At 22.9% G+C, this 16,248-nt stretch carries 14 protein-coding genes; all 14 read right to left on the bottom strand.

Annotation, left to right across the window (positions count from 1 at the left end; all coding sequences use genetic code 4):
• Nucleotides 1-9: 9 nt before the first annotated feature.
• On the bottom strand, nucleotides 10-276 hold the full coding sequence (locus EXC57_RS01235; RefSeq protein WP_129692535.1) for a hypothetical protein: 267 nt from the start codon (nucleotides 274-276) through the stop codon (nucleotides 10-12).
• A 70-nt stretch (nucleotides 277-346) separates the two neighbouring features.
• The gene (locus EXC57_RS01230; protein WP_004024911.1) at nucleotides 347-844 is read right to left on the bottom strand and encodes a hypothetical protein; all 498 of its coding nucleotides are present in this window, start codon (nucleotides 842-844) and stop codon (nucleotides 347-349) included.
• Nucleotides 845-1,130: 286 nt separating this feature from the next.
• Nucleotides 1,131-1,898, bottom strand: a complete 768-nt coding sequence (locus EXC57_RS01225; RefSeq protein WP_004024912.1) for a Nif3-like dinuclear metal center hexameric protein — start codon at nucleotides 1,896-1,898, stop codon at nucleotides 1,131-1,133.
• Nucleotides 1,888-2,529 carry a class I SAM-dependent methyltransferase gene (locus EXC57_RS01220; RefSeq protein WP_004024913.1) on the bottom strand — a complete coding sequence of 214 codons (642 nt, stop codon included), beginning with the start codon at nucleotides 2,527-2,529 and terminating at the stop codon, nucleotides 1,888-1,890. The genes EXC57_RS01225 and EXC57_RS01220 overlap by 11 nt, the downstream gene beginning before the upstream one ends.
• A complete protein-coding gene (locus EXC57_RS01215) occupies nucleotides 2,519-3,799 on the bottom strand; it encodes an RNA polymerase sigma factor (RefSeq protein WP_129692534.1) in 1,281 nt (426 codons plus the stop codon). The genes EXC57_RS01220 and EXC57_RS01215 overlap by 11 nt, the downstream gene beginning before the upstream one ends.
• A 108-nt stretch (nucleotides 3,800-3,907) precedes the next feature.
• The gene (gene ffh, locus EXC57_RS01210; RefSeq protein WP_004024915.1) at nucleotides 3,908-5,245 is read right to left on the bottom strand and encodes a signal recognition particle protein; all 1,338 of its coding nucleotides are present in this window, start codon (nucleotides 5,243-5,245) and stop codon (nucleotides 3,908-3,910) included.
• Between the two features lie 29 nt (nucleotides 5,246-5,274).
• Nucleotides 5,275-6,516 (bottom strand): tyrosine--tRNA ligase, encoded by a 1,242-nt coding sequence (gene tyrS, locus EXC57_RS01205; RefSeq protein WP_004024916.1) that lies wholly within the window; start codon nucleotides 6,514-6,516, stop codon nucleotides 5,275-5,277.
• 25 nt (nucleotides 6,517-6,541) lie between these two features.
• Complete coding sequence (locus EXC57_RS01200; protein WP_004024917.1) at nucleotides 6,542-7,138, bottom strand: AAA family ATPase; 597 nt, start codon at nucleotides 7,136-7,138, stop codon at nucleotides 6,542-6,544.
• A 120-nt stretch (nucleotides 7,139-7,258) separates the two neighbouring features.
• Nucleotides 7,259-8,500 (bottom strand): tyrosine--tRNA ligase, encoded by a 1,242-nt coding sequence (gene tyrS / locus EXC57_RS01195; protein ID WP_004024916.1) that lies wholly within the window; start codon nucleotides 8,498-8,500, stop codon nucleotides 7,259-7,261.
• A 25-nt stretch (nucleotides 8,501-8,525) separates the two neighbouring features.
• Entirely contained in the window at nucleotides 8,526-9,122 is a 597-nt protein-coding gene (locus EXC57_RS01190) for an AAA family ATPase (RefSeq protein ID WP_004024917.1), read from the bottom strand.
• Nucleotides 9,122-9,817, bottom strand: coding sequence for a 16S rRNA (guanine(527)-N(7))-methyltransferase RsmG (gene rsmG / locus EXC57_RS01185; RefSeq protein ID WP_004024918.1), 696 nt, complete (start codon nucleotides 9,815-9,817; stop codon nucleotides 9,122-9,124). Before rsmG ends, EXC57_RS01190 begins: the two co-directional genes overlap by 1 nt.
• A complete protein-coding gene (mnmG, locus tag EXC57_RS01180; RefSeq protein ID WP_004024919.1) occupies nucleotides 9,810-11,681 on the bottom strand; it encodes a tRNA uridine-5-carboxymethylaminomethyl(34) synthesis enzyme MnmG in 1,872 nt (623 codons plus the stop codon). Before mnmG ends, rsmG begins: the two co-directional genes overlap by 8 nt.
• Before the next feature lie 27 nt (nucleotides 11,682-11,708).
• Entirely contained in the window at nucleotides 11,709-12,392 is a 684-nt protein-coding gene (locus EXC57_RS01175; protein WP_229503184.1) for a tyrosine-type recombinase/integrase, read from the bottom strand.
• A gap of 2,243 nt (nucleotides 12,393-14,635) precedes the next feature.
• Entirely contained in the window at nucleotides 14,636-15,790 is a 1,155-nt protein-coding gene (locus tag EXC57_RS01170) for a hypothetical protein (protein ID WP_004024922.1), read from the bottom strand.
• Nucleotides 15,791-16,248 lie beyond the last annotated feature (458 nt).

Genomic DNA, 16,248 nt, shown 5'->3' with positions numbered 1-16,248 from the left:
AACTATAAATTACTCATGTTTATTTAATAGTTCCAAGAATATTTCATAGCAAATTATATTGAATATTTGATCATACATCATTTTGTAATTTGCTACATCATATAAATGATTTTCAAAATTACTAAAATTACCAATAATTATTTTATTAATTGTTTCTGTTTTGATTTTTTCATGCTTCATAATTTCTTCACTTGATGAAATCAAATAAATTGGAATATTATGTTTTAAAAACATTGAAATTGTCATAGTTTCTACAGAATTTAGCGGTTTGTACATTTTACTAATTATTAGTAAAGAATCTTTATCTATAGAGAATTTATTAATGTATTCTAGTCTGTATTCACTTTTAATAACAATTAATGTTTTTTTTGAAGAATGTACAAATAAGTTCAAGGTTAGTAAGAGAGAATATATCATCTGAATGGAATACATAAATAGTTTTTTTATTTATTATTTCTTTTCTAAATTTCTCTATTAATGTTCAATTTAAATTAAATAAGCAAAGTGCTGATCTATTTAAGTATTCTTTTAAGAATTTAATTCTACTATTTGAAATTCCTTCACTCTTTTGGTGATTAAAATTAAACTTATTTGAAACATTAAGTTTTTCATAATAGGTCTTTGTAATAAAATTCTTTAAATCTTTAGCTGTTTTGTGTCCAAGTTTTTTAGCTAACTTATCAATACTTGGTGGACTATATGTTTTATTAAAACAGAAATCCACTAAACTTTTAGCATCTATAAACTCAATAACATTTAAGTTAATGTCATTAATTATTTCGATTTCAACATCAGTAAATAATTTTGGATCATAATCTGTTATACATTTAAAATTGTGATTCATATTAACTCCTTAGTTAAAAGATTATAATACTTTTATTTTTTTTCTATTATAAAAATAAAAAATGAATCATAATAATTATTTTTTCTTGTAAATAAAAAATGAACCCCAACAACTTTTACATTGGTTAGGATTCATTATTTTGTAGCATATATAATTTAAATGAATAAAGATTCACATTAATCATAATTCCCATCTATAAGAGTTTTTGGGTAACTTCATTACTACAACTTAATACTACTATCAATAAATATCAATTACTATTTATTTTGCGAATAAAAAATACTTTTTAACTATCATTTGATAATTTTATTTCCAATTGATGTTCATATACATTAAGGTTTAATTTTTTTATCTTAGTACTTATAATTTCTATAAATATTTTTTCTATTGAATGACCAACATCAATTATAGGAATAGATTTAGAACTCAAATTTCAAATATGTCACTTTACTTCTCCAGTGATAAAAAGATCAATTTTATCTTTCTTTAAAATGTTTTCATATTCACCAGAGCCACTACCACCAACTATTGCAACCTTTTTAATTTTTTTATTTTCTTTAAAAAATAAATTTTCTTTATCATAAATTAAATAATCTGGTTTAATTTTTCTATTTATTTGCACAATAAAGTCATTAATATTCATTTTTGTTTTTAATTCACCAAAAAATAAATAATCAGACTTTTTTGATCTTTTTATATTTGTTAAATTTAATTTTTTTAACAAGTTATAATTCATACCATATCTATTTTTATCAAAATTGGTGTGTAAAGAAAATAAAGATATTTTATTGATATTTAATAAGTTAATGATGTTTTTTATGTGTTTCTTTTTTATATCATTTTGATCTATAAATATTGGATGATGTGTAATAATCACATTACAATTTTTTTGTATTGCTTCAGTAACTATATCCAATGTTACATCTAAACCAATTAATACACCTGAAATAATTTCATTTTCAAAAAATGAAAAACTACCAGAATTATCTCAAATATCTTGAGACACAAATGGGTATCATTTATCCAATATAGAATATAATTCATTAACTTTCATATTTTTCTAAATACCTTTTTACTTTTTTTAAATATTTGTATTTTTTATAGTTTTTATTTTTAAAAAAATTTATATCTTCACTTTCATATTCATTTTTTAATTTTTCTATAAACAAACTATCATTTTTTTTGATAGATCTAATACCAAATAAACATTGGTTTTTAAATAAAACTTTTTTTCCTTGAGTTTTTGTTAACCAAATTATTTCATAATAAATCTTATTAGCAATAATAGTTTTTTCATATTTTATTTTTCATTTATTATTTTTTGCTCATTCTCTAATTAATTGATAATTATTATTTGGACAAACTATTATATTATTTATTTTATTTTTACAACCATCAAGAATTTCTACAATTGTATTAGCACCCATTCCAGAAATAGTACAATAATCAATTAAAAGTGATGAATCAAAACTTTTGAATCCATCACTTTTAACGTTTTTTATGTTGCTATATGATTTTGTGTTGTTTATGGAATTTTGTAAAGGAGCTGAATTTTTTTCTATATTATAAATAATTTTAGCTTTATTTTCTTTTGCTAAAATTATTGATAAATTAGCATGATCGCTACCTACATCAACACAAATATTTGCATCTTTTATTAAATTAGCAATTTCATTAATTCTCATTCGATTCTGCAAATCCTTTAAGAACCCAAGATTTAGAAGGGTGTTTAATTTTTCTTAATGCTTTAGCTTCAATTTGTCTAACTCTTTCTCTTGTTATTTTAAATTTTTGTCCAACTTCTTCAAGAGTCATTGGGTGTTGATATGGAGGTAAACCATATCTCATTCTTATAATAATTTCTTCTTTTTCTTGCAAGAATTTTTTTAATATATCATCAATGTGCTCACCCATTAATTCTTTTTCAGTAAATTGTTCTGGTGTTAATGCATCATTATCTTTAACAAAGTCAACAAATTTAGATTCTTCATCCTTACCAACTGGTTTATCAAGAGATACTGGATCAATGTTTAATTTTTTAATAGCAATAATTTTTTTAGCATTAAATCCTTCAGCTTGACCACCCATTGCTTCACTTAATTCATCAGGAGTTGGGTCTCTTCCAAGTTCTTGCATAAGTTGACGTTCTGTTTTTGAAAGTTTATTAATTGTTTCAACCATGTGAACAGGAATTCTAATAGTTCTAGCTTGGTCTGCAATTGCTCTTGTAATCGCTTGTCTAATTCATCATGTTGCATAAGTTGAAAATTTGTTACCTAAAGTGTAATCAAATTTAGTTATAGCTTTCATTAATCCTAAAGAACCTTCTTGTAATAAGTCTTCAAGATCCAAACCTCTATTTAAATATTTTTTAGCAATTGATGTAACAAGTCTTAGGTTAGAAGTCATTAATTGATTAATAGCATAATCTCTAATAGTTGGATCTTCACTTTTAAGCATTGCCCCAATTTCTTGTTCTTCCTCACTCGTAAGCATTTTAGATGAACCTAAAACATTTAAAAATGATTTAATACCATCATCAACTTTATCTCTAGTAGTCCCTGATGAAATAGAATCACCAACCATATAATCAATTTTTTCAGCTACTTGGTTTTTTAAAATGTCAATTTCTTGTTTATTGTTATCTTTAAAAGGGTTTTTATCAATTTGAATATCATTATCATTTAGCATTTGAAACAAAACTTTATATTCATCATTAGATAAAGCATATCTATCAAAATGTATTAAGATTTCTTCTGCTGTTAATTTAGATTTTCTTTTCTTCTTTGCTATTTGTTCTTTGATAAACTTTTCTCTTGCAGATTCATAATCATTATTGGGTTCACCAATTTTTCTTATGTTTCCTTCTAAGATACCACTACTTATAAAATCTTTATTAAGAGTACCAGAAACTTCTTTTTTAGAAGTTGAACTAGACTTTTTTCTATTAAACATGATTTACCTCATTTTAAAAATATCAAATATTATTATACCACTCAAATTTATAATTATAGGGTTATTAAACATAAAGATAAAATAAAAAAATAAATGCCAAAAGGACATTTATTTCATTCAATCAGCAAATGGGTTATGACCTTTTTTAATTTGTTTCCCCACTTCTTCCATTCTTTCTTTTGATTTTTCTCATTCACTTAACAATTTATTTAATTCATCAGGTTTTCTACCAGAACCTTTTATAATTCTGTTTTTACGATTTGCGTTTTTCTTTAATAGTTGTGGGTTTCTTCTTTCTTTAATTGTCATTGATGATAAAAGAACTTTTCAAATTTTTATTTTTTCTTCTATTTCAAATAGTTTTTCATCACCAAGTTTAGGAGCTCCAGGTAACATTTGCATTATGTTTCCAATTGAACCCATTTTAGTAACTTGTTCCATTTGATTCATTAAATCTTCAAGATCCATTTTTCCAGATAACATTTTTTGAAAAGATTTTTTAACAACTTGTTCATCAAGATTTTCAGCTGCTTGTTCAGCTAAAGTTAACATATCACCAAATCCTAAAATTTTATCTGCTATTCTATCAGGATGGAAAACATCTAATGATGCTAATTTTTCACCAACCCCAGTCAATTTAACTGGAACATCCAAAATACTTGTTAAAGATAAGGCTGCACCAGCTCTTGCATCAGAATCAAGTTTTGTAATTACAATTCCTGTTAAACGTAACTTATTATTAAATTCTTGAGCAACATTAATAATATCTTGACCAGCCATAGCATCTACAACTAAAAGAATTTCATCAGGATTTACATTCTTTTTAATTTTTACAAGTTCTGTCATTAATTCTTCATTAGTTTGTAATCTACCTGCAGTATCTATAATAATTGCATCATTTTTATTTTTCTCAGCTAAAGCAATAGCTTCTTTTGATGTTTTAACTGGATCTTGTTTACTTTTTTCATAAAAATCAGTTCCAACTTCATTAGCTAAAGTTCTTAATTGATCAATAGCTGCTGGTCTATAAATATCACAAGCTACAAGCAATGGTTTTTTTTCTTGTTTATTTTTTAAATAATAAGCAATTTTACCAGCAGATGTTGTTTTACCAGAACCTTGTAAACCAACCATCATAATTTTTAAAGGTTTCTTTTTATAATCTATTGGGTTAGTTTTTTTACCAAGAATTTTTACTAATTCTTCTTTAATTATTAATAATAAAACTTCATCTGGTTTTCTTCCTGGATCTATCATTGTTCCAATTGCTGCTTCTTTAATGTTCTTTAATAAAGTTTTAGTAACCATTAAATTAACGTCAGCATCAAGTAGAGCAATTCTAATTTGTTTTAAAACATCTGTTAAATCTTCTTCTTTAATTGTTGAATTTTCAAGCTTCTTTTTCATGTTTTTAGAAACAATAGAAGCAATCATTGATTTAAACATATAAAACTCCTAAATAATATTTTCAATCATTATTTTCAGTTAATTAAAAAATAATTCTTTTTACCTTTTCTTACCAAAGAAAAAGACTTATTGTATCCATCATTTTTCTTAATTAATTCTTCTTTATTATCAATTAATTTATTATTAACATAAATTGATTTTCCATCAATTAATTCTCTAGCAATTCTTTTTGAATCAACAATTTTTGATTCAACTAGTAAATCAACTATAGAAATTTCTTTTTTATCACATTCATAACTTGGAACTGAAACAAACGCTTGTTGAAGTTCTTCAATTGTTAATTTTTCAATTTCATTTTTAAATATACATTCAGAAATTTTCAAAGCATCTAAATAATCATTTTTTCCATGAATTGTTGTGATTATTTCTTCAGCTAAAATTTTTTGGCCAAGTTTTTTAAAAGGTTCTTTTTGATGATCTTCTAAGATTTTATTTATCTCATCTAAAGATTTAAAAGAAAAGTAGTTATACAAGTTTTTTAAATCAGCATCTGCACTATTGATTAACATTTGATACATTGCATATGGAGAAGTTAATCTTTTATCCAAGTAAATTGCACCTTTTTCTGATTTACCAAATTTAGTTCCATCAGATTTAACTAATAAATTAATTGTCATTCCACAAGCTGTATTTTTATCACCAACTTGTTTTCTAATATAATCTGTTCCAGCAGTTATATTAGCTCATTGATCAGAACCACCAAGTTGCAAACTAACATTTTTATTTTTATACAAATAATAAAAATCATATCCTTGAATTATTGAGTAAGAAAACTCTGTAAAAGATAACCCATATTCTAAACGCTTTTTAACTATTTCTTTTTCTAGAATATGATTAACATTTATAGATTTACCTATGTCTCTTAAAAAATCCAAAACATTCATATCTTTATAAATGTCAAAATTATTAAATATTTCAGCTCCAGAAAATTTTTCTAATTGCTTTTTAATATTTGCACAATTTTGTTCTAGTGTATTTTTATCTAACAAATTTCTTTCACTAGTTTTTCCAGAGGGGTCACCTATCATCCCAGTAGCACCACCCAAAACAGCATAAGTTTTAAATCCATTTTCTTTAAAACGTCTTAGTAAACAAATCATTGCATAATTACCCATTTGCAAAGAAATAGCTGTAGGATCAAAACCTATATAAAGAGCTTTATCTTTTTTTTCAAAAAAATCTTTTACTTTATCTTCGTTAGTAATATTATTTATAATTCCCCTAGATTTTAATTCATCTAAAAAATTCATGCATATCTCCTTAATCAATATTAAATTATATAATTTTTAGACTTTTAATTAAATTTTTATATTCATCTGTAAGTATTTTATTATTATATAAATCTTCTATTTTATTAAATTCATGTTTATTGATTACAACATTTGATAACAAACTATTTAAATTCTTTTTTATTTTCAAAAGTGAGTTAACAGAGTAAATATCATTTTTGTTAAATCCACATGCAAAAAAATTGAAAGTAGAATTAAATCTTTCTTTCATTTTTAAATTCAAAAGAATTTCTAACAATTCTTTTGAATTATCATTTGATACATCAATTGGAATTATTACATTGTTAGAAATTTTTAAAAGATTTAAATTTATTTCACTTAAAGTTGATGAACTATCTATCAGAATAAAATCATACAAATCTTTTTTATTATCAATGGTTTTTAAAAATTCTTGATAACAGTTTTTTGAAGTAATATCAAAATTTATAAAATCCACATTGATATCTTTTTTTGACATGTAAGATTGAACATCAAAATTTATTATTAAAACTTTTTTATTTTTTTTATTAAGAATTTTTGCAAACATATAAAGACTAATTGTTTTGAAAGAAATACTTGTATTAAAAAAGAAAATTATTTTCATTATTTAATAATGTCCTTTCATTGTCTTGGAAAAATTTTACTTGTTTGCTCATGTTTGTAGAAACAATAGAAGCAATCATTGATTTAAACATATAAAACTCCTAAATAATATTTTCAATCATTATTTTCAGTTAATTAAAAAATAATTCTTTTTACCTTTTCTTACCAAAGAAAAAGACTTATTGTATCCATCATTTTTCTTAATTAATTCTTCTTTATTATCAATTAATTTATTATTAACATAAATTGATTTTCCATCAATTAATTCTCTAGCAATTCTTTTTGAATCAACAATTTTTGATTCAACTAGTAAATCAACTATAGAAATTTCTTTTTTATCACATTCATAACTTGGAACTGAAACAAACGCTTGTTGAAGTTCTTCAATTGTTAATTTTTCAATTTCATTTTTAAATATACATTCAGAAATTTTCAAAGCATCTAAATAATCATTTTTTCCATGAATTGTTGTGATTATTTCTTCAGCTAAAATTTTTTGGCCAAGTTTTTTAAAAGGTTCTTTTTGATGATCTTCTAAGATTTTATTTATCTCATCTAAAGATTTAAAAGAAAAGTAGTTATACAAGTTTTTTAAATCAGCATCTGCACTATTGATTAACATTTGATACATTGCATATGGAGAAGTTAATCTTTTATCCAAGTAAATTGCACCTTTTTCTGATTTACCAAATTTAGTTCCATCAGATTTAACTAATAAATTAATTGTCATTCCACAAGCTGTATTTTTATCACCAACTTGTTTTCTAATATAATCTGTTCCAGCAGTTATATTAGCTCATTGATCAGAACCACCAAGTTGCAAACTAACATTTTTATTTTTATACAAATAATAAAAATCATATCCTTGAATTATTGAGTAAGAAAACTCTGTAAAAGATAACCCATATTCTAAACGCTTTTTAACTATTTCTTTTTCTAGAATATGATTAACATTTATAGATTTACCTATGTCTCTTAAAAAATCCAAAACATTCATATCTTTATAAATGTCAAAATTATTAAATATTTCAGCTCCAGAAAATTTTTCTAATTGCTTTTTAATATTTGCACAATTTTGTTCTAGTGTATTTTTATCTAACAAATTTCTTTCACTAGTTTTTCCAGAGGGGTCACCTATCATCCCAGTAGCACCACCCAAAACAGCATAAGTTTTAAATCCATTTTCTTTAAAACGTCTTAGTAAACAAATCATTGCATAATTACCCATTTGCAAAGAAATAGCTGTAGGATCAAAACCTATATAAAGAGCTTTATCTTTTTTTTCAAAAAAATCTTTTACTTTATCTTCGTTAGTAATATTATTTATAATTCCCCTAGATTTTAATTCATCTAAAAAATTCATGCATATCTCCTTAATCAATATTAAATTATATAATTTTTAGACTTTTAATTAAATTTTTATATTCATCTGTAAGTATTTTATTATTATATAAATCTTCTATTTTATTAAATTCATGTTTATTGATTACAACATTTGATAACAAACTATTTAAATTCTTTTTTATTTTCAAAAGTGAGTTAACAGAGTAAATATCATTTTTGTTAAATCCACATGCAAAAAAATTGAAAGTAGAATTAAATCTTTCTTTCATTTTTAAATTCAAAAGAATTTCTAACAATTCTTTTGAATTATCATTTGATACATCAATTGGAATTATTACATTGTTAGAAATTTTTAAAAGATTTAAATTTATTTCACTTAAAGTTGATGAACTATCTATCAGAATAAAATCATACAAATCTTTTTTATTATCAATGGTTTTTAAAAATTCTTGATAACAGTTTTTTGAAGTAATATCAAAATTTATAAAATCCACATTGATATCTTTTTTTGACATGTAAGATTGAACATCAAAATTTATTATTAAAACTTTTTTATTTTTTTTATTAAGAATTTTTGCAAACATATAAAGACTAATTGTTTTGAAAGAAATACTTGTATTAAAAAAGAAAATTATTTTCATTATTTAATAATGTCCTTTCATTGTCTTGGAAAAATTTTACTTGTTTGCTCATGTTTGTAGAAAAATAAAGTATTAAATTGTTTATCTTGATAAATTTCATTTATTACTTTCATTTCATATTTTCCAATTTTTGATAAAAAATCTTGTGAATTTTCTAGTTCACTTAAATAATTTAAAGATTTAGGAAATATCATTGTTCCATTAATTTTTGTTAAAGGAAAACTTAATTCTAAAATTATTTTTAATTCAGCTACAGCCCTACAAGTAACAATATCAAATATTTCTCTGTTTTTTAAACCATAAATTTCTGCTCTATCATTAATAATTTCTACATCTGAATAATCTAAAGCGGTTGTTAATGTTTTTAAAAATAAACACTTTTTTTTAATTGGTTCTATAATTGTTAGTTTTATATTAGGAAAAAGAATTTTTAAAACAACGCCAGGTATACCAGAACCTGAACCAATGTCTAAGACTTTTATGTTTTTTTGAAAATTAACATTTTTATAAACAAAAATTGACTGATAAAAATATTGATCATAAATAATATCTTTTTTATTAAGTCTAGTTAAATTAAATTTCTCATTATATTCAAATAATAAGTTTTCATAAATATCAATTTTTTTTGAAACATAATCTATATCAATATTTTTAAAATCGTTTTTCAATTTATTTAAAAAAAGTTCTTTAGTCATTTGATTTTCCCTTTTTTTGGTTAGTTAAATAAAGTTTTATATTTAATAAATCTACAAGGTTTATGCCACTAATTCTAGATGCTTGGTCTAATGAATGTGGTTTTATTTTATTTAATTTATCAATTGCTTCTAATGAAATATTTGGTACATCTTTATAATTTTTTATTGATGACAATAAAACATTAGCTAGGTTATTTGATTCTTCAATTAATTTTTTTTGTGAAACAATGTAACCTTCATATTTTATTTTGATATCTATTTTTTCTTTTCATATATCATCTAATAAGTTTTTGTTATCAAGATATTGTTCAATATCATTAAAGTTATAGTCTTGTCTTTTTAATAATTCATATAAAGTTACGTTTGTTTTTTTGAAATTTATTTGCATTCCCTTACAACTTGATAAAGTTTTATTTCTTAATTCATCTAAAGTGTTGTTTAATATGTTCATGTTATTAACAAATTCATCATATTGATTTTTGCTGATTGTTCCAAGTTCATAACCATATTTTAAAAGTCTTTCATCAGCATTATCATTTCTTAACTCTAGTCTATATTCTGCTCTACTTGTAAGAAGACGATATGGTTCAGTAATTTCTTTTGTTACTAAATCATCAATTAAAACACCAATATAAGCTTCGCTTCTTTTTAAAATAAATTTAGGTTTATTTTCAAGTTTACAAATGACATTTATTCCAGCTATTAAACCTTGACAAGCAGCTTCTTCATAACCACTTGTACCATTAACTTGTCCTGCAAAAAACAATCCATTTATTTTTTTAGTTTCCAAAGTTGGATATAGTTGTATAGGATTTATAGCATCATATTCAATTGCATATGCATATTTTTTTATAATAGCTTTTTCAAATCCGGGAAGAGATTCAATTAATTGTTTTTGAACATCTTTTGGCATTGATGTTGAAAAACCTGATAAATACATAGTATCTAAATGAATAGATTCTGGTTCTACAAATATTTGATGTCTTTCTTTATCGTTGAATCTAACTATTTTGTCTTCAATAGATGGGCAATATCTTGGGCCTGTACCAGTTATATGTCCACTATACATAGCAGATTTATTTAAATTATTATTAATTATTTCATGAGTTTTTTTATTAGTGTAAACAAGATAACATGGTAACTGTTTATCAAAATCAAGATAAGTTGGATTATAATGTCCAAAACTTAATTTTTTATTTGTTCCCAATTCAATAGTTAATTTAGAATAATCTATTGAATCACTAAGAATTCTTGGTGGTGTTCCTGTTTTTAGTCTTAATGTTTCAAAACCAAGTTTTTTAATATTATTCAATAAATTTATAGAGTTTTCAAAATTATCTGGTCCTTTTTTAATTTGTTCATGACCTATATGAATTGTTGAATCTAAAAAAGTTCCACTTGTGATGATGACATAATCACTTTTATATAAGATGTTATCTTTGTCAATTACACCTTTTATATCATTATTTTCAATTTTTAAATCTATTACTTCTTTACAAATAAGATCTATAAATTTGTTTGACTCTATTTCTTTTTGGAAATATTTTTTATATTCAATTTTATCTATTTGTGCTCTTAAAGCTCAAGTGCCAGCTCCTTTTGAACTATTTAATATTTTCATTTGAAGTTGGGTTTTGTCACTTGCTATTCCTTGCATTCCACCCAATGCATCAATTTCTCTAGTAACAATACCTTTTGCTGGTCCGCCAACAGATGGGTTACATGGCATGTTACCAACTAATTCTATATCTAGTGCAAATAGGGCAACATTATATTTTTTCTTAGCTAAAATAAATGCAGCTTCTAAACCTGCATGACCAGCACCTATAACAATACAATCATAAATTTTATTATTAGTTTTCATAGCATATATATTATATGTTTAGTTTTTTTAATTGAATATGTTTTTCATTAATTCAATTCTATGTTCGTTTCTTAAATATGTTCTTGTTGTATTAATATTGTCATGACCCATCATCAAAGATAATTCATAAATACCAATATTTTTATCAATACAATATGTTGCAAAACCCCTTCTAAACATATGAGGAGTTAATTTCTTATTAATTATTTTTTCAAAAGAACCTATTACTTTGTGTAAATATTTATATGAAAAATTAAATAAATATTTTTGATTAATTCTAGACTGAATATAAGAATTTATTATTTTTTCAAATGAATGAGAAATATATACAATTCTTTCTTTACTATTTTTTCCAAAAATTTTAATTTTATCTTGATCAATATTTTTTATTTCAATATTTAAAAGTTCACAACTTCTAATTCCTGTTTCAAACAACAATTTAGTAATTATTATTTTTGTAATGTTTTTTACAGGTTTTCTATATAAATATTCGATTATTAATTTATATTCTTTAAAAGTTAAATAATCTAACACTCTTTTTTCTTTTTTTGGCAATTCTATTTCATAAAAACGATCATCTTTAGCATATTTATAATACGCTTTTATTGCACTTAACATAACTCTTTTAGTATTGTTTGAATTATCTTTGTGTAAATTTAACATAATTTTATAATCGAATTTATTTTGACAAAGTCTATCAATATATTTCATATAAGTTTTAATTGTTGTTTTTGAATAACACTTTACATTGCATAAATATTTTTTAAAATCGCTTAACATTTTTTTCTCCTTAAAAAAAGCGTTTATAGTTTATTCTGTTTTTTAAAAAATGTTAGCGTTAAAAAATATTAAATTTGTACGAATAATTTTTAATTTTTTTATATTTTATAAATAAAAAAAACTCATTAGTTATAGAACTAATGAGATAAGCTTTTCCAAGCTATTTTCTTTTAAATGAGTCATAAGGGAAAATTATGATTAAAAACAAAAGAATTAAATCAAAAAAATAAAGGAAGTTAAAAAACCCTTATGACATATAATATTATACACACTTTCAATATTGATTTAAATAATTTTACTATAAATTATAGCATTTTTTTATTTTATATATACAAGTTTAAAGAAATAGGATGTATTTTATATGGTTTTAATACTTCAAATTTATGTATTAAAAATAATAATTTAATAATTTAAATGGTCAAAATACAAGCCAATGATTAGAGTTAACTATAATTTTATACAAGGTTTATTAATAACAAACTGTAATCAATAATGATATTTCAAAAAACGTAAAACAAGTTGCAAAAAAATTATGTCATTTTTATGAACAAATAAAATAAAAAACAACCGATAAACATAGATTAAAAGAATAATATTTTTTAACAATTAATAACATTTATAAAATATTTAATCGAATGAAATAAATATTATACACAATGACAATAATCAAAATTGAAAACATGAATATTAAGTCATTAGAAAAAGGATAGATTTAAAATCTCAATTAATATAAAAAATAATTCATATTATTTAAATCATTAAATAAAAAAACAATTAAAGATCAACGTGCAATTAATTCAAATATTAAACTAACTAATATTTTTACTGATAAAATATGTGTTCAAAATTAATCTTTTTGAATTAATTTTTAAATTTGAATTGTTTTAAAAACAGAGCAAATTAATCAATTACAAGCAATTTAAGATATGAACAAGAACTAGTTTATATATAAATACATACATCACCATATATGATTTTTATACAAACTTATTGATATAAGTAGGAAATATATAAGTTCTTTTTTGACCTAAAATATAACAATAATTTTCTAACCTATACTCATATGCTTGTTGTTTTTGAAAAATCAGCAATTTCATAAAGACCATTTTCACTTTTAACTGTTTTATAAATTTTTAATATAGGTTGTTCTTTTTGGCTTATTTTATAGTATATTTGTCCATTATCTATAAAACATTTAACATCTATAACATTATTATAAAAAAGAAAAAATACATAATTGGTACTATTTGTTTCAAAAACTTGTACGTATAATTTGTCCTATCATAAAAAGCTTGATTAAACTTATATCCTTCATAATAAAAGAAACTTTAATTATTATCTATATTATTTGTATTTAAACTTAAAGAAGAACCATCATACTTGTTTTGATAATAATTAAATAATTGATAAGAAACAATAAATATTTTTTATTATTGCCATAATATTGATATGCACCTATATTAGCATCTAAAACCTAATTTGACAAAAAGAAGGAATTTTAAATCCAAAAAATTTATATAATTATCTCATTTAATATACTTATAAAAAGCGTTTTAACTTCATTAATTATATTTTTTAACTTACTTTAATTAGTGTATGTCAATTTGTTAAGTTTTTTTAATCCCCTTATTAAAGTTATCTAAACCACCAACAAATTTATTTCTTTAGCAAAATCTTCAACTCATTAAGGTAAATCTAAACCAACCACATCCAACATATAATTTGGAAAACACATTACAATATAACCTACAATGTTTATAATGTTATTTATTTGATACAAACTTACAGTATTACCAATTAATTTGTCTTTAATATATTTAAAACCTTCACAAGTAAATGTGCTAATAATTCCAGTTATTCTTTTATAAATTTTTCATTTAACTTACCCACTTAATATTTGATAGTTTCATCAACATTATTTTATTTTGTTACACAACTTGTTAATGATATTGTTTGTAGGAATTTATAGGTATTGCTAACAATGGTAGAAATATTTTTTGTTTTATATCATCAAAACATCAATTTAAATATATTTCAAAAAAATATATCATAACTCTAAAAAATTAACGCTAATTAAATTGTGGCAACTTATAAAAGGAAAAATCATGCTGTCTAGTGTGAATAAAAAACTTACAACCAACTAGTTGTAAGTTCAATATTATAAACTAATAAAATTATTTAGCTTCGTTAACTATAGATCCAGAAATTGATTTATCTGTCATGTTAAGGAATTGAACACCATCACTCATGTTTACATATCTGTAGTTTAAAGAACGTCCAAATGTCATAGTTCCTTTGAATGTAAATCTACCAACATTAGCATTAGTTCAATTTCCATCATATTTTTCATCAAGAACAATTGAACCATATTTACCATTTTCAGCAATACTATCAGTGCTATTATTGAAGAATGCTAAGTTTCATCCACTTGGTGCATATTTTTCAGCTAATTCTTTAGTTACATTTGTATCCATAATTAAATTATGTCCATTTAAGTAGAAGAATAAATTAATAGGATTTTTAATATCATCATTTTTGAATGCAGCATATTTAGTTAATAATTCAGAGAATTTAGTATCTTTATCAAAGCTGTAAACATATCCATTTATAGCTTCCATGTAAGCACCATGAGTTCATTCAACTGTTTGACCATTTTCTCCAATATCAGAAATTATAAATGATGGGTTAATTGTGATCGGAGTGTCATTAGCATATAATCAACTCTCACCAGTTAATTTATCAATTGTGTCTTCATATCTAGGCATTTCAGCAATGAATTGACGTTTATCACTTGCATCATTTTTAGTTGGAACATAGTAAGATTCATTAGCACCAGAAATTTTGAAATCTCTTACTGTGTAATTTTCATATCCTTTATTTGCTTCAAATCTTAATGTAATTTTGTCTCCTGGTTTGAAAGTTATAGTATCAGTTGTAAATTTACCATTAACTACAAAATAAATTGTTCCTTCTTTTTGTTCGTTATTTTGTATAGTCATTTTATAACTTTCAGATACACCAGCTTCTCTAGTAAAGCTTGATAATTTTGTTACTGTCATTCTTAAAGCAGTAGAATTTGCATCACTACTTGAGTTTGAGTTGTTGTTTTCTCCACCAACTACTGTTTGATTACCTGATGAAATTGGAGCTTGTGGTAAATCAATTTTATTATTATCATTGATAGATACTCCGCTTCCATTGTTAGTTGATGTTGTATATTGATTAGTTGTTGGATGAACACCTAGTGCAATTCCACCAATAGCACCAACACCTGCTAATACACTTAATGATCCTATAATCATTTTTTTCTTTTTTGAAATCATATTCATAAATTTCTCCCTATTCGTACTTGGGTTAATTATATACGACTAATTTTAAAGAATCAACAAGTTATTAGCACTTATTTACTAAAAGCGATAATTTTAAATTATTTTAACTAAAAATAACTTAATCAGTTCTAAATGGTTTTGGTCCATTATAAAATCATAGTTTAATTCTGTTATAAGTGGATTATCAACTTTCTTAAATCAAATTTAAATTACAAAACATTTGTAATAGTAATGATAGGAAAATGTTAAAAATTCATTATGTTATATTTTTATATTACTAATAAATTAAAAACAAATTTTCAACAAGAGTACTTTTCACAAGAGTAGTTAATGATATTCTAGCCAAAAAATAAATAGACATTAAAAACTAATTTATATAAGATAAATGTGTAATTAAAAATTTCAATAGACCAAAAATTATAAATTATATTAATATGAATAATAAAAATATTGTCTGA

The sequence above is a fragment of the Malacoplasma iowae genome (genome assembly GCF_900660615.1).
Classification (GTDB): Bacteria; Bacillota_I; Bacilli_A; order Mycoplasmatales; family Mycoplasmoidaceae; genus Malacoplasma; species Malacoplasma iowae.
Note: the sequence above shows the minus strand (reverse complement) of the source record. Positions and strands in the feature narration are given on the sequence as shown.